The sequence below is a fragment of the Imperialibacter roseus genome, from assembly GCF_032999765.1.
GTDB lineage: Bacteria > Bacteroidota > Bacteroidia > Cytophagales > Cyclobacteriaceae > Imperialibacter > Imperialibacter roseus.
On the sequence record NZ_CP136051.1, the window covers coordinates 3,973,633 to 3,999,272 of the forward strand.

General features: G+C 48.7%; 23 protein-coding genes and 1 pseudogene. 18 read left to right on the plus strand and 6 right to left on the minus strand.

What is annotated here, in order from left to right:
* Nucleotides 1-34: 34 nt before the first annotated feature.
* Nucleotides 35-217 (minus strand): annotated as a pseudogene (locus tag RT717_RS28520) (permease prefix domain 2-containing transporter); the annotation flags it as partial.
* A 1-nt stretch (nucleotide 218) separates the two neighbouring features.
* Nucleotides 219-560, minus strand: coding sequence for a PadR family transcriptional regulator (locus RT717_RS16645; RefSeq protein ID WP_317487512.1), 342 nt, complete (start codon nucleotides 558-560; stop codon nucleotides 219-221).
* A gap of 267 nt (nucleotides 561-827) precedes the next feature.
* On the opposite strand from RT717_RS16645, the gene RT717_RS16650 reads away from it, so the two are divergent.
* The 6 genes from RT717_RS16650 (at nucleotide 828) to RT717_RS16675 (ending at nucleotide 5,193) form a co-directional block, all read left to right on the plus strand.
* Nucleotides 828-1,217, plus strand: coding sequence for a DoxX family protein (locus RT717_RS16650; protein WP_317487513.1), 390 nt, complete (start codon nucleotides 828-830; stop codon nucleotides 1,215-1,217).
* A gap of 177 nt (nucleotides 1,218-1,394) precedes the next feature.
* Entirely contained in the window at nucleotides 1,395-1,883 is a 489-nt protein-coding gene (locus RT717_RS16655; RefSeq protein WP_317487514.1) for a YdeI/OmpD-associated family protein, read from the plus strand.
* Between the two features lie 250 nt (nucleotides 1,884-2,133).
* Nucleotides 2,134-3,117 (plus strand): pirin family protein, encoded by a 984-nt coding sequence (locus tag RT717_RS16660; RefSeq protein WP_317487515.1) that lies wholly within the window; start codon nucleotides 2,134-2,136, stop codon nucleotides 3,115-3,117.
* Between the two features lie 129 nt (nucleotides 3,118-3,246).
* Complete coding sequence (locus RT717_RS16665; protein ID WP_317487516.1) at nucleotides 3,247-3,615, plus strand: YciI family protein; 369 nt, start codon at nucleotides 3,247-3,249, stop codon at nucleotides 3,613-3,615.
* A gap of 2 nt (nucleotides 3,616-3,617) precedes the next feature.
* The gene (locus RT717_RS16670; protein ID WP_317487517.1) at nucleotides 3,618-3,962 is read left to right on the plus strand and encodes a YciI family protein; all 345 of its coding nucleotides are present in this window, start codon (nucleotides 3,618-3,620) and stop codon (nucleotides 3,960-3,962) included.
* A complete protein-coding gene (locus RT717_RS16675; RefSeq protein ID WP_317487518.1) occupies nucleotides 3,949-5,193 on the plus strand; it encodes an RNA polymerase sigma factor in 1,245 nt (414 codons plus the stop codon). Before RT717_RS16670 ends, RT717_RS16675 begins: the two co-directional genes overlap by 14 nt.
* Nucleotides 5,194-5,280: 87 nt before the next feature.
* On the opposite strand, the gene RT717_RS16680 is transcribed toward RT717_RS16675, so the two are convergent.
* From RT717_RS16680 to RT717_RS16690, 3 genes are all read right to left on the minus strand, one after another.
* Complete coding sequence (locus tag RT717_RS16680; protein WP_317487519.1) at nucleotides 5,281-6,144, minus strand: ankyrin repeat domain-containing protein; 864 nt, start codon at nucleotides 6,142-6,144, stop codon at nucleotides 5,281-5,283.
* On the minus strand, nucleotides 6,141-7,211 hold the full coding sequence (locus tag RT717_RS16685; RefSeq protein ID WP_317487520.1) for an ankyrin repeat domain-containing protein: 1,071 nt from the start codon (nucleotides 7,209-7,211) through the stop codon (nucleotides 6,141-6,143). The genes RT717_RS16680 and RT717_RS16685 overlap by 4 nt, the downstream gene beginning before the upstream one ends.
* 74 nt (nucleotides 7,212-7,285) lie before the next feature.
* Entirely contained in the window at nucleotides 7,286-8,263 is a 978-nt protein-coding gene (locus RT717_RS16690; protein WP_317487521.1) for an NAD(P)H-quinone oxidoreductase, read from the minus strand.
* A 149-nt stretch (nucleotides 8,264-8,412) separates the two neighbouring features.
* Here RT717_RS16690 and RT717_RS16695 point away from each other — a divergent pair, with 149 nt between their 5' ends.
* The 8 genes from RT717_RS16695 (at nucleotide 8,413) to RT717_RS16730 (ending at nucleotide 16,014) form a co-directional block, all read left to right on the plus strand.
* On the plus strand, nucleotides 8,413-8,751 hold the full coding sequence (locus RT717_RS16695; RefSeq protein WP_317487522.1) for a PadR family transcriptional regulator: 339 nt from the start codon (nucleotides 8,413-8,415) through the stop codon (nucleotides 8,749-8,751).
* A complete protein-coding gene (locus RT717_RS16700; protein WP_317487523.1) occupies nucleotides 8,748-11,375 on the plus strand; it encodes an ABC transporter permease in 2,628 nt (875 codons plus the stop codon). Before RT717_RS16695 ends, RT717_RS16700 begins: the two co-directional genes overlap by 4 nt.
* 255 nt (nucleotides 11,376-11,630) lie before the next feature.
* On the plus strand, nucleotides 11,631-12,026 hold the full coding sequence (locus tag RT717_RS16705) for a VOC family protein (protein ID WP_317487524.1): 396 nt from the start codon (nucleotides 11,631-11,633) through the stop codon (nucleotides 12,024-12,026).
* Nucleotides 12,023-13,201, plus strand: coding sequence for an alginate lyase family protein (locus RT717_RS16710; RefSeq protein ID WP_317487525.1), 1,179 nt, complete (start codon nucleotides 12,023-12,025; stop codon nucleotides 13,199-13,201). The genes RT717_RS16705 and RT717_RS16710 overlap by 4 nt, the downstream gene beginning before the upstream one ends.
* Before the next feature lie 77 nt (nucleotides 13,202-13,278).
* Entirely contained in the window at nucleotides 13,279-13,641 is a 363-nt protein-coding gene (locus tag RT717_RS16715; protein WP_317487526.1) for a hypothetical protein, read from the plus strand.
* Nucleotides 13,642-13,763: 122 nt separating this feature from the next.
* Entirely contained in the window at nucleotides 13,764-14,267 is a 504-nt protein-coding gene (locus RT717_RS16720) for an RNA polymerase sigma factor (protein WP_317487527.1), read from the plus strand.
* Nucleotides 14,268-14,274: 7 nt separating this feature from the next.
* Nucleotides 14,275-14,880 carry a hypothetical protein gene (locus RT717_RS16725; protein WP_317487528.1) on the plus strand — a complete coding sequence of 202 codons (606 nt, stop codon included), beginning with the start codon at nucleotides 14,275-14,277 and terminating at the stop codon, nucleotides 14,878-14,880.
* Nucleotides 14,881-15,012: 132 nt separating this feature from the next.
* Entirely contained in the window at nucleotides 15,013-16,014 is a 1,002-nt protein-coding gene (locus RT717_RS16730) for a hypothetical protein (RefSeq protein ID WP_317487529.1), read from the plus strand.
* Between the two features lie 95 nt (nucleotides 16,015-16,109).
* Here the strand turns inward: RT717_RS16730 and RT717_RS16735 are convergent, their stop codons facing one another.
* Nucleotides 16,110-18,149 carry a penicillin acylase family protein gene (locus tag RT717_RS16735; protein WP_317487530.1) on the minus strand — a complete coding sequence of 680 codons (2,040 nt, stop codon included), beginning with the start codon at nucleotides 18,147-18,149 and terminating at the stop codon, nucleotides 16,110-16,112.
* A gap of 262 nt (nucleotides 18,150-18,411) precedes the next feature.
* Between RT717_RS16735 and RT717_RS16740 the strand changes: the two genes are divergently transcribed.
* The 4 genes from RT717_RS16740 to RT717_RS16755 all read left to right on the plus strand — a co-directional run bounded on the left by RT717_RS16740 (nucleotide 18,412) and on the right by RT717_RS16755 (nucleotide 25,611).
* Nucleotides 18,412-19,008, plus strand: a complete 597-nt coding sequence (locus tag RT717_RS16740; protein ID WP_317487531.1) for a peptidylprolyl isomerase — start codon at nucleotides 18,412-18,414, stop codon at nucleotides 19,006-19,008.
* Nucleotides 19,009-19,268: 260 nt separating this feature from the next.
* Nucleotides 19,269-23,228, plus strand: a complete 3,960-nt coding sequence (locus RT717_RS16745; RefSeq protein WP_317487532.1) for a hybrid sensor histidine kinase/response regulator transcription factor — start codon at nucleotides 19,269-19,271, stop codon at nucleotides 23,226-23,228.
* 96 nt (nucleotides 23,229-23,324) lie between these two features.
* Entirely contained in the window at nucleotides 23,325-24,848 is a 1,524-nt protein-coding gene (locus tag RT717_RS16750; protein ID WP_317487533.1) for a serine-rich family protein, read from the plus strand.
* A 370-nt stretch (nucleotides 24,849-25,218) separates the two neighbouring features.
* Nucleotides 25,219-25,611 (plus strand): DUF1801 domain-containing protein, encoded by a 393-nt coding sequence (locus RT717_RS16755; RefSeq protein ID WP_317487534.1) that lies wholly within the window; start codon nucleotides 25,219-25,221, stop codon nucleotides 25,609-25,611.
* Nucleotides 25,612-25,640 lie beyond the last annotated feature (29 nt).

Below are 25,640 nucleotides of genomic sequence, written 5' to 3' on the forward strand. Positions count from 1 at the left end.
AATGGTAAGAGCCCTCCATTGGCCGGATAATTCCGGGTCTGAAAAGCAGTAAAACATCAATAATAAATCTACGGTTAGCCTTACTCCGACCCGACTTGCCGAGCCTTTCGTTGTATAATTCCATCAAATCGCCCTCAACCCCAGGCAGTAAATCCGGGTGGCAAAACCAGCGAAAAAACCGGTGCCAAAATTTCGGCGGCGAGGTTATATCGTTCATATCAGCTCACAAACTTCACATCAAAGGCCACTTCGGGGATGGCCGCCCACATTTCGTTTCTAGTGCTTCGGGTGTACTCCATTGCCTTTTTTCCAAGAGCAGTAATCTGAAAGTACCGCTTCGGTCGACCTGCTCTCTCTTGAGTAGCTTCGCCGTCCTTCGATTCCAAATAGCCTTTCTGCTCAAGCCTCTTAAGTGCCGTTTGCAATGCTCCTACACTCACGTTGCGGGAAAGTCTCTCTTCAATTTCCTTTTTGATAGAGACTCCATAAGCGTCGCCATGCAAAATGCCTACCGTAAGCATGACTACCTCTTCGAACTCTCCCAATTGAAACTTCTTCATTTGCCTGATAATTAATTCCTAAATGTAGTATTGCAAAGGATGGAAGTTTCTAGATAATTTCCTAATTGTAGTAATATTTTATTTTGGAGTGGTTTAAAAGATGCAGGAATGGTTTAGGCGCAGAGTAAAGACAATACGTTACATCCATTCTGCAAAAAATGATGCGTTAAATCGATGCCGCAATCGGCCCTTCATATTGCCGTATTTACACATCGAACGAAAAAGTTAAGCTCCCCAACTTTGTATCGTACCAAAAAAGAAACAACTATGGCTACTTTAACACTAGAAAAATCAACCAAAAGTGACAAGATCATCTTTTGGGTATTTACAAGCGTTTTCGTTCTGTTTGACGGCGTCGGCGCTATTGGCTTTAATACGCCCCTCGCCATTGAAGGCATTGCTCATCTGGGCTTCCCCGATTTTTTCCGTGTTGAGCTTGGCATTGGAAAAATCATTGGAGGTATTCTCCTTATTGTTCCGCAAGTACCTCACCGACTAAAAGAATGGGCCTATGTAGGGTTTGGCATTTCCACCCTTTCAGCGATTATAGGCCACCTGGCTGTGGACAGCAGCCTGGAACATGTGTACCTGCCGCTAATTGTCCTGCTGGTGCTGGTCGTATCCTATGTATACTACCACAAGACCAGGGCATACTGAAAAACAAGAATTTGACGAGTTCATAATATCCAAGTTGACTAATGGTGCGGGTATACCGGCACCATTTTTTATTCCATAATGCCTCCACGTCGGTTCCTTTCCCAGGGCTTTTCGAATCAATCCGGTATTTTTTATTTACTCGAATCAAGCAGTTAAATTGCATCACAATCATCAGCTATGACCAACATTCCACTCGTTGACGGCGACTACCTTCTGCAAAAATTTCCCGGCAAGGGTGGCTGGACTTACGCTCAAATTCCGGAGGTGCTTCAGGATAAAAGCTTTCCATTTGGATGGGTTCGTGTGCGTGGAAGCATCGACGACTACGAGTTGAAAGGCTATAAGCTTGCACCAATGGGCAATGGCCAGCTTTTTCTGCCTGTAAAAGCTGAAATCAGGAAGAAGATTGGCAAGCAAGAGGGCGACACCGTAAAGATCATTCTTTACAAAGACACACTTCCCCTTGAAGTGCCTCAGGAAATCATCGATTGCTTCTCAATGGAGCCACCAAAAGCCTACGAAAACTTTCAGAAGTTCTCAGAAAGTGAACAAAAATACTACCTCCAATGGGTGTATGATGCTAAAACAGAAGACACCAAAGCCAACAGGATCGTGAAAATGATGGACCGATTGGCAGCCGGCAAAAAGATGTACGATCCGGATTAATGCTAATCCCGGCAGGCCGAGTCCTTTGATTCCTCATAGGCTTCCTTTGACGTATCTCCTCTCAGGAGGGCAGGGCGAAAAATGGTGGCGGGTTGAGCGCCTAGCTAGTGCGTTAATTTTTCGATGATTTTTGGTTACTTTTCATCAAGGAAAAGTAACAGCCAGCCCGGCTTAAGGGCAAAACGCTAAAACCTAAAGAATGCCATTGTAATTCGCATGTAACTTGTTTTTACCTCATAACAGAACCACCATGTCCAACATTGACCTCATCATCGAAGAACGCCCCGCCGATATTGGCCACTTTTTAGTCGGTCGCCTCCTCCCCTTCCGTGGCCGCCGCATGGTAGGCCCGTTCATCTTCATCGACCACATGGGTCCGGCCGTGATGGGGCAGGACGACAACCTGGACATTGGCCCGCACCCTCATATCGGACTTTCAACCCTGACCTACCTGTTTGAAGGGCATGTGATCCACAGGGATACCCTTGGCTCCCATATGGAAATCAATCCCGGCGAAGTGAACTGGATGACCTCTGGAAAAGGTATCGTACATTCAGAACGGACGCCCGAGTACCTGCGGCATGCTGGCAAGACGCTGCACGGTTTGCAGATTTGGGTGGCCTTGCCCAAAGCCCTGGAGCAGATGGAACCAGAGTTTTTCCACGTCGCCAAAGAAGACATCCCTACCTGGGAAAAAGACGGAGCCAGCTTCAAACTCATAGCCGGAGAGGCTTTTGGCAGAAAGTCTCCAGTGCCGGTCTACAGCCCACTCTTTTTGCTGGAAATAAAAACCCGGGAGAAAAAGACCATCGACATTAGCAAAGACCTGTTTGGCGATGTAGGTCTGTATATTCTTGAGGGACAAATAGAAAACGAAGGCAACGTGCACGAGCCCAAGCGCATTCTTGTGGCAAAAGACAGCAGCCTGTGTCATTTTGAAATGCACGAAAACACAACGGTGTATGTGTTTGGTGGTGAAGCCTTTCCCGAAACCCGGCATATCTACTGGAACTTTGTTTCCTCAGACCCTGAGCTGATCGAAGAGGCAAAAAGAGACTGGCACGAGCAAAAATTCCCTCTCATCGAAGGAGAGATTGACATCGTTCCGTTGCCCCCCAGGCCTTTGGTTTTAAACCGAAAGTGTAACCCAGACTACAAAAGTTTGGTAGGCAATGGAAGCTACACTGTCATTACAGCGTCAGCAGATTTTGCCAAGGCCGCTTTAAGCGGCTAAACTTTTGTAGTCTTTTGCCTGTAGAACCTTCTCCTCACCAATTATTTCTCCCCGGCTGTCCGGATTTCCAAAACAGGATTGTCTTTCCCCTACAACGAATGTGAAACACAAACGCTTATCTTTATCAACATGGAAAAGTTTATGCTTATTGTTAGGGAAGACCTTAGCCGGATCAGCAAATTGACAACAGAAGAAAGGCTGTCTACCTCGCCAGATATGATGCCCTGGGTGGAATCGCTGATCGCCTCCGGCAAGTACATTACCGGCCAGCCTCTTATGCTCACCGGCCGATATGTAACACAGCATGGTGTAACGTCCGACGGCCCATTTATCGAATCAAAAGAAGGCGTAAGTGGCTACGATATCATTGAAGCCGAGAACATTGAGGAAGCAGTGAAAATTGCCCAGAGCTGCCCGATGGTTAAAATCGGTCATGCCATCAGGGAAGTGCGCCCTTTGATGAACATGGATGAATTTTTTCCAAAAGACGACAAATAGAAATGGAAAAATTTATGCTGATCATACGTGAAGACCTTGCCCGCCTGGGTAGTCAATCCGTGAGCGAAAGGATGGATAGCATGCCGGTGATGACACGGTGGATCGAGTCGATTGCTGAAGACGGCAATTACCTGGCCAGCCATCCACTCTGGGCTACCGGCACCCTGGTGACAAAAGACGAAGTCATGTCAGATGGCCCTTTTCTGGAGTCGAAGGAGGGCGTCAGCGGTTACATCCTTATTTCTGCCGAGAACATCCGGCAGGCCTCTTCCTATGCGCAAACCTGCCCGCTGGTGATCTCAGGACAGCTGATGATTGAAGTCAGGCCCGTATTTGAAGAAGTTTAGTGAAGCCATGAATGAAGTACAGCAGCAAGTAGCGTCTCATTATCGGGAGCAATTCGGAAAAATGGTGGCCTCCCTGCTGTACTCTTCCAGTAATATCGATCCTGAGCTGGCCGAAGACCTGGTACAGGACACCTTCTCTGCTGCGCTGACAGACTGGGAACAAAACGGGATTCCCTACAATCCAAAGGCCTGGCTGTACAAGGTTTGTAAAAACAAGGCCATTAACCGGATAAAAAGGGACGCCCGCCTCGAAGCGCTGTCGGAAAAAGAAACCGTTCAGGAGGTTGAGCAGAGATTCTCCGAATCGCTACTCGACGACCAGCAACTAAAGCTCCTGTTTGCCTGCGCCCACCCCGATCTTTCTCCCAAAATACAGGTAGTGATCACCCTTAAGTATGTGGCCAACCTACGGGTGGAAGCTATCGCCAATGTACTGGGCATGACCATCGATGGAGTGGATAAGCTGCTGGTGCGTGCCCGGCAAAAAATCAAGAACGAGAAGATCCTGCTCACCGAACCGACCACAGAAGAGCTGGCCGCCAGGCTTCCGGTGGTTCACAAAGTCATCTACCTGCTTTTCAATGAAGGCTACCGGGCCTCGGCTGGTAAAGACCTGATGCGGGAAGAGCTGTGTGAAGAGGCGCTTATTATTACCAGGCAATTGATGGGCAGCCCACTGCCTAACGAGGAAACGATGGCGCTTTATGCGCTGATGCTTTTTAATGCCGCCAGGTTTGAAGCCCGGTTTGGCAAGGGTGGTGAGCTGCTTGACCTCGAACAGCAGGACCGCTCACGCTGGAACCAGCAGTTGATTGCCCTGGGCTCTGACTACCTCACGAAAGCCGAAACGAAAAATCTCTCCACCTATCACCTGGAAGCCTCCATTGCTTATTTTCACTGCACCAGCCCTACCTTCTCGGAAACGACCTGGCGCAAAATAGTAACCCTGTACGCTAGGTTGCTGGATCTTCATCCCAATCCGTTTATCGAGCTCAACTACGCCATTGCCCTGTTTTACAATGGTGACACTCAAAATGCCTTTGAAATCCTACTGAACCTCAGACGACATACGTTTCTGAACCGCTCTTACCTGCTGCATGCTACGCTAGGCAAGCTCTACTATCTGCATGGTGATAAAGCAAGGGCGAAAGAATTCTTATGTAAGGCAACGGAAAATGCTCAGTTTGAGAGGGAGCGGAAGTATATAGAGAAGCTCATCGAAAAAATATAAAAAACAGCGGCTTCTGGAATACCTCTCTTCGGAATTGAAACCCCGAAGCCCTACCCTAGGTTCTCCGAACCGAAAACAATAACTTAATTAACCCCAAAGAAACCTCTCAATCTCCAAATACCGCTGCCTTCTATCCTCATCAGTTGTTTCTGAGACCATGTGCTCTGCCCATTCAATAGACGTGCCCCCAAAAATCTTGTCTTTCAAGTCGGTTAGGGCGCCAGCCTCTACCAACATCCTCACGGCTGCCAATGAACCGGAAGAAACCGCTTGATGCAGAGCTGTACCATGGGAATGAAAGCTAGGCTTGACCCTTGGATCGATATAGCCATTGGGGTCGGCACCGAGCTGAAGCACGTGCTTTATACCTTCTGCATCGCCGTGAAAGGCTGCGGACACTAATGCTTCCTGAAGGTCATCAGAACTAGCATTTTTGGATAACATTTCCACTTGGCCACCAAGCCCCAGACAGATAGCAGTCGCTAGGCTTACCGTCGCTCCTTTCTCTACCAGGTAGCGAGCAATTCCCGGATTGCCGTGGGCAATGGCACTGAGCGGGTCGCCCAGGTTGGCTCCTTCGCTGATTAGTAAATCGGTCATAGCTACCTGTACCCCACATTCCTTGGGGATAAGCCCGGTCACCACCAGGCCCAATGTATAGTCGATCTGCTCCTGAAAGCTGGCAGGGGCCTGCTGCTTCACCTGCTTCAAAAGAAGCTGAGTAACTTCAACAATATTGACGGGCAGCTTGTCATTTCTGATAGGGTTATCTGCCGCAAACCAGAGCAGGTAAGGGTCTTTGAAATAGCCTTGCTCATTGGGTGTGTTCAACCGCTCGGTCACCAACCGTGGATGGGTTTGTAGCAGCGATTCGAGCGTCACCACATCACCTGAATCCAGGGAATTGACGGCCTGAAGAAAAAGCGGATCGGCGATGTCGGAGGTTTTCATCCTTTAGGGTAAGTCTTAAATAGCTTGAGCAGCTTCATTATTTTCTCTTCCTCAGCGAGTTTGAAAGCAGAAAGCCCTTCATTGTTTTCGATATGGGCATCGGCTCCATACTTGAGAAGCGTTTCCACAAACTTCTGCGGATAACGCTTTTTCACAGCGTAGAAGAGCGCTGTGTTTCCGTGCTCATCGGTAGTATTTACATCCGCCCCATTTTCCAGGAACCACTTCGCCACTGCCAGCTTTTTCCACATGACAGCAGCCACAAATGGTGTGTGCTTGCCTTCCTTATCAGTTAGGGCGGCACCGTATTTTTTAAATAGCGCAGCCGCCTCCGCATCGTTTTGCCAGGCGATGGCAAACATACAGTTGTCGGGATTGGCACCTTTTTCCAGCAGCCTGGTATAGAGCTTTTTGTTTTTGCCTTTGGCGTAAGCAAACCATAGTGGCGTGCCGGGAAAAGCGCTGTCTTTCTCAGGAATATAACAGATCGAGTGGATGTCCATGCCCTTGCTCACCAGCAGCTTCATTAATTGCAGGCTGGCCTCGTCTTTCCCCGGTCTGTCGCTCACGTACAAAGAACTCAGGAAGTGAAGGCCATTTCTGCCATCCTTTTCCTGCCAGGTAAGCCATTCAGGTTCTTTTTCAATGAGCTGCTTTACAGCCTCCACATCCAGCGCCCTGATGGCATGGATAAATTGATTATTCGGCATCACCAGTTCGCTTGTGCCCGTGCCGAACCTCAGCTTATGTCCATCGGGCGCCTCCACCAGCATTTCCCGCACCCCCCATTCCATGGTTTGCGGCGGAGAGAGAATAACAGCCCCTTTGCTTTTGATCGACTCGTAATAGGCATCTACATCGTGAATAAAGATGGACATCCACGTGTCTTTGTTGCCTTGACCATCTTTGCAGAAGAAGATCTGCGTCTTTCCATGATTCACTCCCCCAAAGGTCGGAGGACTATCCCACTCCCAATTATCCCCGAAACCAAGCTTTTCGGTGAAGTAACGAATGCTTTCAGCAACATCCGTCGCATAAAGGATAGGAACGATGGAGTCTATTTTCATTTTGAGAGATTGACACTGAGAATATGAAAATAAGGAAAGAAATCGAGGGTGTGAAATGAGTGTGTTGCTTCGAATTACACCGTAAGCACCACCTTCCCAATGTGCTCGCTGCTTTCCACTAGCTTGTGAGCCTCACTAGCTTTCTCCAGGGGAAATGTTTGGTAAACGATGGGTTTGATCGCACCGCTTTCCAGTAGAGGCCACACGTGCCTTTCCAGGTTGGCGGCAATCGCCCCTTTGAAGCTACTCTCCCGCACTCTGAGTGTGGAGCCTGTAATGGTCAGTCTTTTCACCATTACACGCATCATATCCACCTGGCTTGTGGCACCTGCCATTGCATTGATGATCAGGAGTCGTCCCTCTGTTGCCAACAAGCCAATATTTTTCGGCGTATAATCTCCACCAATCATATCCAGGATGATATCTATTCCTTTGGACTCTGCTGCTTTGATTACTTCCGCAAAATCTTCCTTTTTATAGTTGATCCCTTTCGTCGCTCCCAGCTTTTCCACATGGGCACACTTTTCATCGGTACCTGCCGTGGCATACACCCTGCCGCCGAGCGCTTTCACCATCTGAATTGCCGCCACACCTATGCCCGATGTACCTCCATGTACCAGAAAGCTTTCGCCCGACTGAAACCTTCCCCGGTCAAACACATTGGTCCAAACCGTGAAAAAAGTCTCGGGTAGCGATGCCGCCTCTTCGAAAGAAAGTCCCTGGGGTACCGGCAGGCATTGCACACCTGATACGCTCACATACTCCGCATAGCCTCCTCCTGCCAGCAAAGCGCAGACCTTGTCGCCTGGCCTCCATCGCTTTTCCTCGGCACCGACCTGCTCCACTACACCAGCCACTTCCAGCCCCGGAATATCAGCAGGAACGCCCGGAGGCGCCGGGTACCGTCCCTCCCGCTGAATAATGTCCGGACGATTGACTCCGGCCGCAGCTACTTTGATCAAGACCTCATCAGGTTTGAGTTCGGGCACAGGCCTCTCCGCTATCTGTAAGACTTCCGGACCACCCGGCGACGTGATGGTAATTGCTCTCATTGGCTCATTATTAATTCACCAGTCAATTTAAGACACGGACATGGAATGACCTTGACATCGCAGTACTTATAGCTCCAGTCTTTAAAAAATTATGGGAGATATTTGTTAATACATTGCATAACGATATATTGCATTACAACTTATTAACTATGTACTCATCTCAGCTTCTCAAAGGCACTTATCAAACCGTCATTCTCAAATTGTTGAACGAGAACAAACGGATGTACGGCTACGAAATCAGTCAGAGGGTAAAGGAAGAATCCAATGGGGAAATCCAGCTACCCGAGGGCTCGCTCTACCCTATCCTTCACAAAATGACCGAAGAAGGTTTCCTCAAAATGGAAAAGGTGCATATCGGTCGGCGGGTGCGGCGCTACTATTCTATTACCACCACAGGCTCTTCTGAAGCCGTTGTGCGCATGGAGGAGTTGAACAGATTCATGACAACCATGAAGCTTTTGATGCAACCTAACACCGGCACAGTATGAAGCTGAAAGACGCACAAATAGAGCTGATCGAAAAGGACCTTCGGAGGAAAGGTATCACCTATGATCCCCTGCACGAAGACCTGGTGGATCATGTTTGCAGCGAAATTGAGGAGCGAATGGAGAAAGGTGAGTCGTTTCGCAATGCCTACGACCAAGTAATGGACAGGTTTGAGCAACGAGGCCTGCCAGAGCTCAATAAAGAAACACTATCCATTTTAAGCCACTTTACTATGCTAAGCAATTTTCTTACCTCCTCCCTCCGCCTGTTCAAAAGAAACATGCTCTACAGCGCCATCAGAGTCGTCGGGCTTTCGCTGGGGGTAGCAGCGCTGTTGCTTTCACTGTTCTACTATAACTACGAGCAGTCATTCGATTCCTTTCATCCTCATGCTGATCATATTTACCGGATCGTCCGCACCACCGAAGCCGGCAAAGTGGCTACTACCACGTTTCCCCTGGCTGAAACACTGCAAAATGAGTATCCCGACTACCTGTTCACTCATTTTTTCAAAGACCGCTCAAAAACACTTTTCAGAAAAGACAACAAGTCCTTTTACGAAGAGAAAATGATCTGGGCCGATGGCAATTTTCTGCAAATCTTCCCATTTGAAGATTTTCAGGGAAATCCTGTAAATGCCCTTCAGGAGCCCTACAGCGTGGTTTTGACCAGCGTAGCGGCTGAAAAATACTTCAATCAGCCGGTATCTCCGGGTGATCTGCTTGAATTCAAATGGAATGGCGACTTTTCAACGCTGAAAGTAACGGGCGTTATAGATCGCTGGCCCGACAACATGCACATCAACTTCGACTTCCTGGTATCGTTCAGCACAGCGGAAGCGCTTTTCCCACCCAGCATTACCGACAGTTGGAACATGAACTACTGCTACACCTATGCAAAGCTTACGCCCGCTGCCAGCAAGGAGCAGTTTGAGGAAAGCTTTCCGGCTTTCGTAACCAAATATGTGAAGGATACCGAAAAGCCGAGCGAGGCCTATCTTGGATTTCTCCAACCTGTGCAGTCGATCCATACTGATCCTTCGGTCATTACCAACTACACCAACGTGATTGACCCAATCTACCCTCAACTGGCTGTAGCGGTAGGTCTTTTGATCCTGATTATCACCTCCATCAACTTCGTAACCTTGACGGTGGCACAGCTGCATGAAAGAGCCAAAGAAGTGGGCATCCGAAGAGCCATTGGCGCATCGAGGGGCCAGGTGATTTCGCAGTTTGTGTTTGAAACTTTCCTGCTTGTGACGGTTAGTTTCGTCCTTGCTCTTTTGATACTCCCAGCCAGCATCGATGGCTTCAATTACCTGATGGTCTCAAATGTGACGCTAGACCTAAGTCAGCACCTCTGGCTGCTCCTCGCTTTGCCAGGCCTGATCATTGTTACCACCATCGTCACAGGCCTTTATCCGGCTATCTTATTTTCCAGGTCCAATATTGCCGAGTCCATACAATTGAAAAGAAGAAAGGCGGGAGTCTTCCTGAGAAAAGCTTTGCTCACCCTCCAGTATGTGTTTGCTTCAGCCCTGATCATTTTCTGTATCGTCATTTTCGAGCAAATCGACTACCTGCAGAATCAGTCCATTGGCTATTCGAAAGACCAGGTCGTGTATATTCCTCATGGGCGTCAAATCCGTGACAATCCGGATGTTTTCAAAAACAGCGTGATGGCCAATCCGGCGATTGAAAATGTATCTCTTTCGTTTTACAAACCCACGGATGGCATTGGCAATACCATTGGCGTGACCTACAATGGACAAGAAGAGGTCAAAATAGCAGCGAATGCTGTAGACGAAGACTTCTTCACCACCTACAAAATTGATTTTCTGCAAGGTCACGGCTTTGAGAAAGCAGCTGGCGGCGATACCCGGTCGTTTATCCTCAACGAAAGCGCCGTAAAACTGCTGGGCATCGACAATCCACTGGAAGCGACGCTTGACACCGAATTCAATACCGGCGATCCGGGCGAACCGGTGGAAAAAAGAAAAGGCAAAGTGATTGGCGTAATACCCGACGTCCATTTTGAGTCGCTTCACTCGACCATCAAGCCGATGATTTTCCTGGTCAAACCCTACTGGTACTTCTACATCAACGTCAAGCTCGACGGCAACCGTATTCCCGAAGGCCTGGCTCACCTCGAGGCCACCTGGTCCAATATGTTTCCGGAGTTTCCATTCGAATACGCTTTTCTGGATGACGAGTTTGCAAGGCTTTACCAAACCGAAAAGCGCCTTGCCGGTGGATTAGGATCCATGGCCTTGCTGGCGCTGATCACCACCTGCCTGGGCTTGTTCGGCTACATAAGGTTCGTGACGCAGCAAAAAACCAAAGAGGTCGGTATTAGGAAAGTGTTGGGCGCCAGCTACCTGCACATCTCCAACCTGTTCTCGAAACAGTTTCTGACAGCTATTCTCCTTGCCAGCGCCATTGCCTGGCCGGTCGGTTATTACGTAGCCAACGAGTGGTTGCAGAATTTCGGCTACCATGTCTCGCTGACAGCCACGCCATTCGTGGCAACGCTGGTCTTGTTGTTGGTCATTTCAACAGGTACCGTTGCCAGAGAGCTCCTTAGGGTGATGAAGCTGGACCCAAGCAAGACCTTGCGGTACGATTGAGGACTTCTGGAGTGGCTATATCCAGGGCAATCGTATTTAAAACAAACTAGTTGAAAAAAATTTCAAAACTGTTTTTTACCCCGACCCTTAAGGGTGAAACAGCTTTGAAATTCCTCATTCCCTTTAGGATTAGGGTAAAAAGAAGAATTTCGAAGCTAAATGATTTTAAATACGATTGCCCCGTGACTGTATCATTTTAATATCGGGCATTGGTGACTATTGACTATATTCACTCACTCACATAACCTCTTTGAAATGCCTCCTCCCGTCACCACCTCTCTCGCTCCCTGGCTAACCTTGCCTGAGGGTGAGTCAGCCGTCACTTTCTACAAAAATGCTTTCGGAGCAGTAGAAACCTACCGACTAGCCATGCCAGGCGGTCTGATTGTCAGACTCGCAGTTGAGAGTGCCGAATTTTGGATCAGCTGGGAGCAAAGTGCAGATGCGAAACAACGCCAACCTGTCGGAGGTGACTCCATCCGCATGATCCTTACCGTGGCTGACCCACACAGCATGTTTGCGCAAGCTATCAAAGCTGGCGGAGTTGAAGTATTCCCAGTCGGCGAAGAGCATGGGTGGTTGTTGGGTCGACTGACCGATCCGTTCGGGTTAGACTGGGAAATCGGGCATCCGACTGAAAATGCAGTATGATGAAAAAACTACCCTGGTTATTATCGCTAGCCATCGTATGGATTGCATGTTCTTGCTCTGTTTCAATAAGCCCACTTAGAAAGGAGATCCTGGAACTTGAGCGAGACCGGGTGCTCATAGCGGCTGATGAATACTTGTCCGCCGACATACAAACCATCACAGAAGTCACCAGCTCCCGCTCCGCCGGTGGCCCGCACGACTTCTATTCCGAAGGCGACTACTGGTGGCCTGACCCCGAGAACTCAGGCGGACCCTACATTAGGAAAGACGGGCTCACCAATCCCGACAATTTCGTCGAGCACCGCAACCGTATGAGGCGGCTGAGCATCATCGTACCCACGCTGGTGGCGGCATGGACCATCACGCATAACGACAAGTATGCACTCAAAGCCATTGAACATACTAATGCCTGGTTTGTCAATGAGGATACCCGCATGAACCCGGACATGCTCTACAGCCAGGCTATTTTCGGTCGGGTAACAGGCAGGGGTATCGGCATCATCGACGCTATTCACCTCGTGGAAGTAGTGCAGGCCTTGATGGTACTGGAAGAAAACGGTCTGTTGACGGGCAAATCTTTGGAGAAAACGAAGGACTGGTTTACTCAATTCAATACCTGGATCACCACGCATTCCTACGGAATCGAAGAGCGGGACAATGGCAACAACCACAGCACCTGCTGGGCGATGCAGGTGGCACAATATGCCGTGTTTACCGACAACGACTCGCTTTTGATCACTACGAAAGAATTCTTTGAGAAAACGCTGCTGCCCGAGCAAATGGCTGCCAATGGCTCGTTTCCCAAAGAGCTGGCTCGCACCAAACCGTATGGCTACTCGCTCTTCAACCTCGATGCGACGTATACCCTGCTGCATATCTTAGGCAAAAGTTACCCCCAAGTGTGGCAATACCAGGTGGGTGACTCGCTGCAGGTCAGAAAGGCCGTTGATTTTATGGCTCCTTACATTGCCGACAAAGCCACTTGGCCTTACGCACCCGACGTGATGTACTTTGACGACTGGCCCATGCGTCAGTCAGCCCTTCTTTTCTCCTATATAGCCTATGGGGATGATAAGTACCTGGAACTGTGGAAAACGCTGCCAGCAGACTCGGAAGAAGATGAAGTGATCCGGAATTTCTTTATCAGGCAGCCGCTGTTGTGGGTGAAAGAATGATGACAGCGACCTTGCCGTGGTTCGGAGGCAATTGGTTGCATTTTTTATATATTGTATTGAATCAAAAGGCAAAACAAGTGAAGAACAGGCTCGTGTTTACCCTATTCATGTGTTTAGCGGCGACAGTTGCAATGTCTCAATCTGGCATAACACCGGGCACTGGCAACATAAAACCCACGCCTGTACGACCCTTTGATACCCTCTCTTATTTGTCGCCTTTGAATATCCCTGGTAATAAAGTGCATCCGTTCGTCTTCAAAAATTTTAACTCTGACAACGAGATAGATATTACCATTGCGGATGACCTGCCAGGCCAAATCGCAGAGTCGTCCAACGACAGAATGCCTGTTTTTGTGCCAAAAGGCGACTATACGATGCCCATTTTGGCTCCGGGAGACAGCACTAAATACTATACACTCTTAAGGAAACACATCGAATAGGATGTCCTCAGGAACGCCTCCTGTTTATTTTTTTTAGAAAAAAATCCCCACTGTTGTGACATTTCGGCACCTCATGCGAATAATGAAGTAAAAGCACTGAAAAATCGCTTAAACTTAGCAAGGTGAAACGAACAGAACAACAGGAAGCTCTTTTTATCGACTATCTCGAAAGCTGCAAAAAGCTCATCGCCAAAGTGGCAAGGGTATATAGCAGGGATGCCGAGGAGCAGAAAGACCTGATGCAGGACATCGTGCTTCAGCTTTGGAAGGCCTTCCCCAATTATGACAATACCTACGCCGTTTCCACCTGGACCTACCGAATCGCTCTTAACACTTCTATCTCTCACCTGAGAAAAGTAACGACAAGAAGTGCGGTGCAGGCAGGCAAATACAGCGAAGGAGAAATTATGCAGGTGGAGGCCGAAACGACAGATGAAAACCTGGAGCATCTTTACCGTGCCATCGACCTGCTCAAGCCTGTCGACAAGGCCATTGTGGTATTGCAGCTGGAAGGATGCGGCAACAAAGAAATAGCAGAAGTCATGGGGCTCTCGGCATCCAACATCTCCACCCGAAAGCTGAGAATCAAAGAAGAGTTAAAAACCCATTTTGAAACAACTAAATAAAAAGGTCATGGAATTTGAACAACTAACAAGCATATGGAACAACGCCAACCCAACCCTGGATCAAACGGTGAAAATCAACAAGGAGCTGGTAAAGACAATCAGCTTCAGTAAGGTGAAATCGAGCCTTTCAGAGATCAAATGGACAAGTATTTTTCAAATTGTAGTGGGCATCTGGTTCCTGGATTTTCTGCTGGGCTTTGCGTTCCGGCACCACGCCGATCACTTGTTTCTCATCCCATCCATTATGCTAATCGTCATCACGCTGTACAGCCTGATTTTTGACATTGGGCAGCTGGTCATGCTTTTCAAGATCAACGCTAAGGCCTCGGTGGCAGAAGCCCAGCGGAAGCTGTCGCTGCTGAAAAAGCTTGAAGCCTATGACGCTTATAGCCTGCTGGTCATCATACCACTATTTTCGGCGCCTTTTCTGATCGTGGTAGCCAAAGCGGCAGCGGAGGTTAGCTTGTACGAGTTTGGCAACCAATGGATCTATTCCTATGTAGCGGGCAGTGCTGTGGTGGCAGGCATTGTCGTTTTCTTCCTGCGAATGTTCCCCAACAAAGGGCTTCAGGAGTCTATTGACTTTTTGAAGGAGCTGAAAGAGGAAAAGTGAGTTTCCACCAGTATCCGAAAAACCTCAAATACACTAAATGTGCGTTTTAACGGTAGCACCATATACCCTCTCCGGGGTATACTATTGCCTCATTCATAGACCTAAATTTGTCACCATACAAAATTCAGACTTATGAAAAAGCTATTAGTTCTCGCACTCCTCTGCCTGCCTTTTTTAGGCAATAGCCAAATTGTCAATGAAAAAAATGTCAAAGACTGGGGCTATGGCGAAAACAAGATCAAGAAGGCACCAAAAAAGATTTACATCAAAGACTTTTTTGTCAACTATCAGGTGTTATCGTCTAACTCAGAAACCGCCACTAACTCAGACCTGGACAAGGCCACCTCAATGATGTCTGTGGGGTTGGTCGGCCTGGAGACCGAAGACTTTCAGGAAATTACAGATGCGGCCTACAAAAGAATGGTGGGCAAGCTGGCTGACGCAGGTTATGAAATAGTTGACAGCGAGGAAGCTGGCAAAGCAGAAATGTTCCAGGATTATACCAAACTGACTGGTGGCACCCCGAGCCAGGCGCAAATTATTGGTTATATCTCAACCGCCCCAACAGGGTATGACTACTATGTAAAAAGAGTGACCAACAAAGGAAAAGCTAAAGATGCCTTTTTTGATGTTACACCTAAACTATCAAAGGATCTTGGTGATATCCCTGTGCTGGAAGCCAATGTAAGTTTTCAGTTTGTGACCATAGAAGGCAGTAGCTTTGCGGGAGCTGCCAAAATGAAAGGGAATGTCGACTTTGTATTGGCTGCCACAGCCATTGGCACTTCATCTGAAGGGTTTTTCGGTTCAAAAATAGAAACTTCAGCCACACTCGAACGAGTAGTTTGGAAAGGGGGAGCCGCTGGCCTGGGTGCACTATCCATCATCCAATTCAGCCCTAAAAGTGATATCTCCATTGAAGGAGTAGTGGAGCAAAAAAAGTTTAAGGAATATGTGTCCAGCAATAGTTATAAGCCATCTTATGCGAACATTGTGATTACGCAGGACAAGAAGATAGAAGTGAGCCATCAGGTAAAAGCAGACAGAGATGCCTATAAAACCAAATCGCTTCAAGCTTTAAATGAATATTTGGATCAAATGATTCAGAAACTAATTGAGAGTGCAAACGGGTAATTAACTGGAGCAGAAGCCAAAAGCGTGCCTTTCCAGGTACGCTTTTTTTATGGCTTTTTCTTGCCAAAATACATGGAAATCAGCTCGTTGCCCTGCTACCTCACCGGATGATACACCCTTTCCGCCGTGCGCAACACCTCGTCCTTGTCGAGGGTCATGTGCTTGGGCTGCTGATTTTGAAATAACTCCAGCTGGTCTTTGAAGTGGGGCGAATCGGGGTGCATGCTGGCGCCATAAGTGTTTACTGTTTCAATGAGGGGCAAGCCCTCCTTTGGGTAGCGCACAAGGGCAATATAGGCATCGCCCGACACCGCCTTGCGGGTGCCGTCGGGTTGTTCCCGTGAGTGAATGGCCATTAGCGCATCGGGCAAACCCCAGATGGGGTATGCCACACCACCCCGCACCAGTTTCTGCACGTCACCCAGGGCCACCGTATCGCTGTCGAAATGTTCTATCATATAATCATGTACATATTGGTAGGTGGCCACGGCTTCTTCTTCTGGCAGGAATCCGGTAACATTGCGATACTTGCTGTAAAGTTTGTAGTACATCAGCAGAAAAACGGCCGCTCCCCTGCTGTCCACAGTGGCTTTCCTGTCCCACTGCTGCAAACTATTGATCACATTGGCTAGCTCCGGGTACCTACCCACATCCAGGTTCCAAAAGGCATCCAGGTTGATTTCATATTGTAGTTCCTGCGGCAGCTGCTGGTCAAATTTGATTTGCTTAAAAGTATCGTAGTCGAGTTTTCCTTCGGGCATTATCTCCATTACCCGCTTGCTCCGGTTGTTGTGCCTGCGAAAGAAGCCATCATTGGAATCAAAGTTGGCCGTGTCGAGGTTGTCGGCCGGAGCCGTGGCAAGGAACGGCGAATGGTTGGTGTTGAAAAGATACCCCGCCCCCGGATTTACATACTGAGGCAACTCCTCTATGCCTTTGAATGCTGTCCAGAGGGTGGCTGAAGTATTCCCCGGCAAAGTGCTTCCCCAATCGTACTGTGGATCGGGGTTGCGGTGGGGCAGCTTTCCATTGCTCACGTAAAAGATGGTGTCGTACCTGTCGGCATACACAATATTGAACATGGGAAGGCTGGTCATGCTCAGCGCCTTGTAGAACTCCGAAAAGTTGCTGGCCTTGTTCATTCTGTACCACTCCTCCAGCGCTTTGACATCCATAAGCGCCGGCATGCGCACAGAAAAAGTGCCGTTGTCGGCTTTCACTGTGGGGCCATACACGCTCCAGTAGGCCTTTTTGCTAATCCGAACAGGAATGCCCTTCACCTTCAGTTTCACCTTCTGCTTTTCAAGCTGCAGCCATTGGTCGTCAAACCGGTATTCGTTGCTGTTGGATGGATTCATTTCTAGCTGAAATACATCCACCTTGTCGAACATATTGACGGTATGCGCCCAGCCGAGGTTTTCGTTGGTGCCGTGAAAAATGACGCAGCCTCCCGGAAAAACACCTCCAAGCATATTCCAACCCTCCTCACTTTGCACATGCGCCTCATAAAAAGCTACCGGCCCCTCCTGTGGCTGGTGAGCGTTGATGGCCAGAAATGCCTCGCCCGTTGTGGTCTTGCTCGGGTGTATGGCAAAGGCATTCGACCCCCGGGAATCGAAGCCGGGAAGTGCGGGCATTTTGCCAGCAAAGAGGTTGGACAACGCTCGATCGGCCCCGCTGAACACAGCCACCGAAAAAACCACCGCCGAAAGATAGTCCTTCTCGTCGGCCGGGAAAACATGCTTGTTCAGCACCTCGTCGGGGTGGGCATCAGCGTAGGCCTTCAACCCCTGGATATAGCCATTGATCAGGGCTTTCAGCTCAGGGCTAATCGTGCTCCACTGCTCCTCCACCAGCTGCCTGCACCTGAGCAGCTTGAAGGCATAGTCAGCCTTTGCTCCTTCTTTACCAAGGTACGAGCCCAGCATTCCCTTGCTAATGAGTGCCACCTGCTGAATGGTTTCAAAGTCATCCTCGGCGTGTGCCCAGGCCAGGCCATAAGCCACTTCAGGGTCGGTCGGCGCAAAGATATGCGGCACTCCGTAGGTATCCCTGGCAATGGTGATGTTGGCCGGGTCGATTTGGGCTTGGGCCACAGCGGCTGCAAGCAGAAAGAGAAGGATGATGTATCTCATGTTTTAGTGAATCGTATTAGTCCAGACTAAAAGTAGCAACAAAATGCTTTGAAACGGTTCAAGTCCTAGGAATGTCAGTCTGAGCCTGTCGAAGACCACTGGCAGGACTTAAACTGCCCACTGTTCCCGTTTGTGCCTTCACACAAGGCTTCCCGATCCATCTGCCAAAACACCCTTTGTTATTCGCCAAAGATCACCTACTTTATGGTAGTCAAATGTAACCACCGGAGGTTGCACAGCACAAGCCAGAATTCGCCCTTTTATGAACAAGCACCTCATTCCATTAATAGCCATCGTGGCCTTTGCCTGCACTTCATCGCCAAAAGAAGCGAAGCGCTACGATGTGGGCCAAATCATCACGCCACAGGGCGAAATGCTCTTCTGGCTCTACGACGACACCCCCACCCATAAGGCAAGCTTCATCAAACTGGCCAATGAAAACTACTGGGACAGCCTGAGCTTTAACCGGGTGATCGAGAACTTTGTTATCCAGGGAGGCTGCCCCGACACTCCCGAGGGCTTCAGCGATTCGCCTTACCTGCTTGACCCTGAAATCAAACCCACCCACAACCACGTCTATGGTGCTGTGGGTGCGGGCAGAGACGGCAACCCCGAAAAGCTGTCAGCTGGCTGCCAGTTCTACATTGTGCACCGCAAAGACGGCATCCCTCGGCTCGATGGGGACTATACTATCTTCGGGCAAGTGTTCAAAGGGCTCGATGTACTGAACAAAATAGCAACCATGGAAACGGACTCTCTGGATGCACCGCTGGAAAGGGTGCCGCTGGATGTGAACATCATCCAGATGACCGAAGAAGAGCTCCGACAGAGTGGATTTGAACCTGGGACGCAACCTTAAGCAGATTTATAGCTGGCGAAAAACGTGAGCGCCTTAAATAAAGACTCATCAACATCATTATCCCATTGCCGCCTCAATGTCATAAGCCCAATTGTTGGTTCCGATCAAAAATATATGCAAATTAAACCCGCTCAACCAGTTGGAAAGCAGCCTCCGGGTATGCTTATCTTCATTCAATCTTTTTCTTAAAAGGAATTTTCGCTTTGGTGAATGTGCTTTTTTTAAAAAGAAAAACAGGCCAAGCCACCAACCCGACCAATGTGCTAAAACATTGCCTGCTGATTCTGACGCTATTATTTTGCGGAGCAACACGACTACCTGCCCAGCAACCTCTTTTTGTTAACTATCAAAAGTTTGACCCTGAAAATGGTCTGCCTCAAAGCTATGTAACTGGTATTGTTCAGGACAGCATAGGCTTTTTGTGGATAAGTACCCTGGACGGACTCGTGCGATACGATGGCAGCAGTTTCCAAACGCTCAGGCAACTTTCGTCCGATACGGTGGGCTTATCCAGTAATCGCATCCACCGCATGCTGCTCGATAAAAATGGGCAGCTTGTGATAAAACATGTCGTAGGCCCCGTCGATTACCTCAATCCAAAAACCTTCAGCATAAAACGGGCTATTGAGCCAAATGCGATTTATAGTGCAGATAACATGGGCACTCATTGGCGCAACCTCGAAGAGTTGATGCACGACGGAAATGCCAACTGGTTGCATGTTTCCCTCAACGAATCGTTCGAAATCATAGACAGCACCTCGAACGGTTTGGCAACCTATTCCAAAGTGCTGTATGAAAGGGAAAAATTTGATTTCTATTCTTTTCGGATCACGCCATCCGGAATGCTGTACCTGTTGACACCCGAAGGGCTGAAAATATACGAAAGCCCCAACGCACTGCCGGAGACCATTTCGCTTCCCCTGAAAGTCGACCTCAGCGCCAGCATCCGCAAAAGACCCACCCTGTTTGGAAAAGGAGACAATGACCTGCTTATCGGTTGCAAGGAAGGGCTTCTGCATTTCAATAACATCAGCAAAGAGTTTGACCTCATCCAAATTGAAGTCGCCCATCTTGTCAATGCTTTTCCAACTTACCTGATTACAGAAGACCGGCTGGGTCGACCCATTTTCGTCTTTCAACGACAGGTGTACCGGCTTGAGCCCAACAATCAAGTGAGCTGGCTTTGGAAGAACCCCGGCAGCTTTGACATTTCGGCGCTATTCGTCGACCGCACCAACACCCTCTGGATCGGCATGGACGCCGACGGGCTGTACAAGGTAAACTTAGAGCTACCCGGATTCACCTCCTACCTCTATTCGGACAATTTTGTAACCGACGTTTTGGAGAGAGAGGTCAAGGTTAGCAAAGACCACGTGGCTTCGCTGGGCTATGACAAGGTAACACCCTACTATTTCAGATACTATTATCTTGATAGTGAAACCCTTGTTTTCGGAGTTGAAAACTCACCCAATACTCCAGGCATATTCAAGCTCAACGCCGGGTCAATAACTCCGTTTTACCATCCTAAATTTTTGCCCGACGCCTTCACCCTAAGTCCAGACAACGATTTATATCTTGTTGATTCAGTTGCTTCGATTTTTCATTTCAAGCCAGTGGATCAGTCGCTAACGAAACTCAAGTCCAATGTTCCCGACAGTGCCCATAATATTGTGGTAGACCTTCTGGCCGATGAGAAATTCCTGTGGGTTGGCACATCGATAGGTGGGATTTACCAGATAAGAAATGGGGAGGTAGTGCAGCACATCAAACCGAACGGGAAGCACTCTATCAATACAGTGAGATTTGATGAAAGAAATCCCGACTACTTGTGGATAGGAACATTGGGAGGGGGCCTGCTGAAATGGAGCAAATCTCAAAACAAATTACTGGCATCGTACACCACGAACAATGGCCTGCCCAACAATACGATCAACTGCATAGTGCCAGACAACCTGGGCAACATCTGGATGAGCACCAATATTGGCGTGAGCCGCTTCAATCCTGAGACAGAACGAATTACCAACTACACAAAGGCCGATGGATTGGTTGAAACAGAGTTTAACAGGCACCACCAAATGCTGCTACCCGATGGAAGAATTGCTATGGGGGGCACAAACGGCTATTCGGTATTTGATCCCAGGACATTCGTTGCCGACACCAGCAACACGCAGGTGATTCTCTCAGCGTTGTTCATCAACGATCAACCTGTCCTTGCAGGCAACCGCAGCCCTTTCAGTGCAGCTATGCTCGATGAACTCATTTTACCCTACGATAGCAATACCATCAGCTTTGAGTTTGCTCCGGTACAGTACAATTCACCCGAAAAAAACAGGCTGCGTTACCAGTTGGTAGGCTTTGACCAAAATTGGGTAGAAATTGGCAATGAGCGTAAGTTCAGGTTTGCCCAGCTACCTCACGGCAAATACACGTTGAGGGTGGTAAGCACCAATACCTCGGACATTTGGAGTGAGCATGTCAAAGAGGTAAAAGTCACCATACTTCCTCCTCCCTGGCGCACCTGGTGGGCTTATTTATCTTACGCCCTGCTTGCATTACTAATTATCAGGGCGATTTGGCAGGTGTACAAGAACAGGTTGCGGGAAAAGCAGGAGGCCGAATTCAACCTGAGGGAAGCGGCCAGGTTGCGGGAGATGGACGAACTAAAAACCCGATTCTTTTCTAATGTTACCCACGAATTTCGCACGCCCCTCACCCTCATCCTATCTCCTCTTGAAAAACAACTTGCTGACCCAGGCGTTTCGCCTTCGATAAAACCACTGCTCGATAATAACTATCGCCACGCACGCCAGCTACTCAACCTTGTCAACCAGCTGCTCGACATATCGAAGATTGAAGGCAAACAAATGCCCGTCAGCAACTCCACAGGAGACCTCAATCAGTTTGTGGAGGCCTGCGTCGGCGCATTCCATGCTGAAGCATTGTCGAAAGGCATCGACCTGACATTTAGGACGAGTGCAACCGAAGGTTATTTTCTTTTTGATAGCGGCAAATGGGAAAATATCATTTACAACCTGCTTGGCAATGCCATTAAGTTTATCAGCCCCGGTAAAAAAAACGCAAAAGTCATGCTCACACTTGGCCCTGCTTCACAGCAAGATTTCGTCGAGCTGTGCATCGAAGACACCGGACTTGGTATTGCGCATGATCAGCTTGACCACATATTTGAACGCTTCTATCAGGTGGATGGCTCCTCTACAAGACAGCACGAAGGCACAGGCATAGGTTTGGCGCTGGTGAAAGAGCTTGTGGATTTGTTGGAAGGAACCATCAAAGTAGAAAGCCAACTGGGCAAAGGAACAACTTTCACACTGGTATTACCTGCGCAAAAAATCAGCGAGTCAGCCCATCAGCTGCCCACAAATACGTCTCCCGTCAAAAAAGAAACGACTATGGCTGATAGTGGAGACCGAGAAGAGCCCGTCAGTATGCCTGTTTTACTTGTGGTAGAAGACAATGCCGAGCTCAGGTCGTTCATAAAAGAGGGCCTCTCAAGCCACGGACACATCCTTGAGGCAAGCAACGGCAAGTCGGCCTGGAACCTACTGATCAACGAGCTTCCTGATATTGTAATTTCAGACGTGATGATGCCTCAGATGAACGGGTTTGAGCTCTGTCAGCTTTCAAAACAAGACCCCCGCACGGCCCACATCAACTTCATACTGCTCACCGCCAAAGCATCACAATCGGCCAAGATTGAGGGCCTTGAATCTGGAGCGGATGAATACTTGACAAAGCCATTCAATATGCAGGAGTTGGAGTTGCGGGTAAAAAACTTGCTGCAGGAGCAAAGCAATTTGAGAAAGTACCTGCTGGACAAGGTATTTCCCAAGTCGCCTGAGAGCGGGGTCGACCATGTCGACGACGTTTTTGTCAAGCAGCTTCAAAAATCTCTGGACGAAAAGTTAGACGACACGTCGCTCAACGTCGAGGCATTGGCGGAAACTGTTTCGATGAGTAAAAGCTCACTCAATCGAAAGCTCAAAGCAATACTCAATATTTCCACAAAGGATTTCATCAAGCAATACCGATTGAAGAAAGCCACAACCCTACTGCTGGCGGGCCACCCAGTCAGCCAGGTGTCGTACATCGTTGGCTTTGACACCCCCTCCTACTTCGGTCAGTGTTTTAAGGAACAGTTTCATTTGACTCCCTCTGAGTTTGTAAAAGCTCATAACAAGCCAAAAATTGAGATAAATTGACCCAAAATTGAGAGTGGTATGGCTGGCTAAAGCCTAATTTTCGGGGACACAACTAGTCCTCATTACGGCTGATTTCTAACCAAAACGTGCCCCATCATGAAAGCTTTCTCTCAGTTTCTAAAGGTGTTTGTACCGCTCTCGATTTTGTTTGCAGCAACGAGCTGCGAAAAAGAGGATCCTTCGATAGTGCCAGTGTTGGTCACCGCAGAAATAAAAGCCATTACTAAAACCACTGCTATAGCTGGTGGCGATGTTTCGAGCGATGGCAACGAGGAAATTACTGCCCGGGGCGTCGTGTGGAGCCTCGCCGCAGGGCCAGATATAACCCTTTCTACAAAAACAAGTGAAGGCGGCAGTATTGGCTCCTTTACCTCCGAATTGACGGAGCTGCAACCAGGCACAAAATACTTTGTGCGGGCCTATGCCACAAATAGTGTAGGCACGGCTTATGGCAACGAGGTTACCTTTGAAACCCTGCCCCTGCAATTGTCAGTAATACAAACCAACGAAGCAACCAATATCACCTTTCAGTCCGCAACTCTGGTGGGAGTGATCTCCAGCGCAGGCGTTGGTGAAGTGACTGAACGTGGGATAGTGTATGGCACAACAGCACTCCCCACAACTGCCAACGCTAAGGTTTCAGCCGGCACGGGCATCGGCGAATTCTCTGTAGAACTGATCGGCCTGGAGCCCGAAACAAAGTACTTCGCAAGAGCATATGGCATCAATTCGGATGGTACCAGCTATGGCAGCCAGGTGACCTTCGAAACAAGTGGTTTGCAGTCCCCCACAGTCACCACAGGGGAGGCGACCGAGATCAGTTTCTACAGTGCCAGGGCCGTTGGCACAGTCACTTCCGAAGGAACAAGCCCAGTGACCACCCGAGGCTTTGTTTACAGCACCTCACCCAACTCCACAACAGGCACCAACCTAAGCGTTGGCAATGGAACGGGGAGCTTCACCGCCGACCTTACAGGTCTTGAACCAGACACGAAGTACTATATCAAGACATTTGCAACCAGCAGCCATGGTACTGGCTATGGCACCGAAACGTCGTTCACAACCAAAGCACTTGTGCCGGTGCCCGAATCCTTCTCAGGCAACTGGTACAACGTGGCAGGTACGTGGATATGGACCATTGCCGAAAACACCACCGGCAAATACATCCGAACCAACAATGTTTTCTACTACTACCAGCCTTCCGACGTTGACTTCGCCGACAATGCCTACGTGATCAATGGCACCTCCTCCACTGGCGCCACCAAAACAGCCTACCTGAAACAGGGAGCGGATACCAATAAAATCACCATTTCGACCACATCCGCAACTTCTGGTTTTATTGAATACGGTCAAGTGGTAGGGCGAACAGTAAAAAGGGTCACTCATGCGGCAGGGTCGTTCCAGGCCACTACCGGGACTGCCTGGGTTGAAAAAAATGAAGCCGGAACAATTACCTTTAACTTCACCGAGATATCAAGAGACGACTGGTCAGTGTACTTGCGGGACAACGACGGAAGAGGAGACCTGCAAATAGACGTACACTTTAAAAAGACTTTCTGGACGCCAACAGGTGGTTCAAAAGCTGAATTGTACCCTCTCACGGGCATGTTTAATAACTAGCAGAACGCTGCTACAAGTTCCTTGCGTACGCAGGAAAATAGTGTCGATTCGACGGCCTCAACTGACGCAGCTTCATACAAAGATAATGTTGTTTAAAGTTGTCTGGCGGGTTATTCCCCTCTTTTGGAGGGGGTAACCCGCACTGACAAAGATCATCCAAAGCAACACCGACCTTTTCATTGAGCCGCTTTCCTTCTACAGTATTTAAGCCGCAAGAATCAATTTTTCGTCAGAAATTGGCAGTAAATTAATGGCCCATGAAAGGAAAGTATCAACCAGTTCATACGCTTCTCCCGGTTGCAGGCACCGATCTGAAAACGTAATCTGTTTCAAATAAAATTCGTCAGGCGCACGCTAATAATTACTATCGATGGAAAAACTTTTTCAATACACCGGCAAAGACCTCCAGAATATCACGATGGACGAGTGGCTGACAAGCAAATCGCTTTCGCTGCGACCTATTGCCTCCAGATGGTTTGATGAAATCAAAAATTGTGGAGACGATGTGCAGGACATTTTTCACGATGGTCATCCAATAGGTTGTGTGGATCATGCGCCCTTCGCTTATGTTGATGCATACAGCGCTCACATAAACGTCGGTTTTTTTTACGGGGCTTTTTTGCCCGACAGATTTGGCTTGCTCGAAGGAAGCGGGAAGAGAATGCGGCACGTCAAAATAAGGCCCAACGAGCCCTGCAATGAATCAGCAATCGCCGCCCTAATTGAAACAGCGTATGAGGATATAAAAAGGCGGTTGTACTAATTTGGCGCAACACAAATCACCTATATGCC

What these genes read in the sequence shown, in the direction of transcription:
- RT717_RS16645 (WP_317487512.1), bottom strand. Translation starts at nt 560, where the DNA reads ATGAAGAAGTTTCAATTGGGAGAGTTCGAAGAGGTAGTCATGCTTACG.
- RT717_RS16650 (WP_317487513.1), top strand. Translation starts at nt 828, where the DNA reads ATGGCTACTTTAACACTAGAAAAATCAACCAAAAGTGACAAGATCATC.
- RT717_RS16655 (WP_317487514.1), top strand. Translation starts at nt 1,395, where the DNA reads ATGACCAACATTCCACTCGTTGACGGCGACTACCTTCTGCAAAAATTT.
- RT717_RS16660 (WP_317487515.1), top strand. Translation starts at nt 2,134, where the DNA reads ATGTCCAACATTGACCTCATCATCGAAGAACGCCCCGCCGATATTGGC.
- RT717_RS16665 (WP_317487516.1), top strand. Translation starts at nt 3,247, where the DNA reads ATGGAAAAGTTTATGCTTATTGTTAGGGAAGACCTTAGCCGGATCAGC.
- RT717_RS16670 (WP_317487517.1), top strand. Translation starts at nt 3,618, where the DNA reads ATGGAAAAATTTATGCTGATCATACGTGAAGACCTTGCCCGCCTGGGT.
- RT717_RS16680 (WP_317487519.1), bottom strand. Translation starts at nt 6,144, where the DNA reads ATGAAAACCTCCGACATCGCCGATCCGCTTTTTCTTCAGGCCGTCAAT.
- RT717_RS16685 (WP_317487520.1), bottom strand. Translation starts at nt 7,211, where the DNA reads ATGAAAATAGACTCCATCGTTCCTATCCTTTATGCGACGGATGTTGCT.
- RT717_RS16690 (WP_317487521.1), bottom strand. Translation starts at nt 8,263, where the DNA reads ATGAGAGCAATTACCATCACGTCGCCGGGTGGTCCGGAAGTCTTACAG.
- RT717_RS16695 (WP_317487522.1), top strand. Translation starts at nt 8,413, where the DNA reads ATGTACTCATCTCAGCTTCTCAAAGGCACTTATCAAACCGTCATTCTC.
- RT717_RS16700 (WP_317487523.1), top strand. Translation starts at nt 8,748, where the DNA reads ATGAAGCTGAAAGACGCACAAATAGAGCTGATCGAAAAGGACCTTCGG.
- RT717_RS16705 (WP_317487524.1), top strand. Translation starts at nt 11,631, where the DNA reads ATGCCTCCTCCCGTCACCACCTCTCTCGCTCCCTGGCTAACCTTGCCT.
- RT717_RS16710 (WP_317487525.1), top strand. Translation starts at nt 12,023, where the DNA reads ATGATGAAAAAACTACCCTGGTTATTATCGCTAGCCATCGTATGGATT.
- RT717_RS16725 (WP_317487528.1), top strand. Translation starts at nt 14,275, where the DNA reads ATGGAATTTGAACAACTAACAAGCATATGGAACAACGCCAACCCAACC.
- RT717_RS16730 (WP_317487529.1), top strand. Translation starts at nt 15,013, where the DNA reads ATGAAAAAGCTATTAGTTCTCGCACTCCTCTGCCTGCCTTTTTTAGGC.
- RT717_RS16735 (WP_317487530.1), bottom strand. Translation starts at nt 18,149, where the DNA reads ATGAGATACATCATCCTTCTCTTTCTGCTTGCAGCCGCTGTGGCCCAA.
- RT717_RS16740 (WP_317487531.1), top strand. Translation starts at nt 18,412, where the DNA reads ATGAACAAGCACCTCATTCCATTAATAGCCATCGTGGCCTTTGCCTGC.
- RT717_RS16750 (WP_317487533.1), top strand. Translation starts at nt 23,325, where the DNA reads ATGAAAGCTTTCTCTCAGTTTCTAAAGGTGTTTGTACCGCTCTCGATT.
- RT717_RS16755 (WP_317487534.1), top strand. Translation starts at nt 25,219, where the DNA reads ATGGAAAAACTTTTTCAATACACCGGCAAAGACCTCCAGAATATCACG.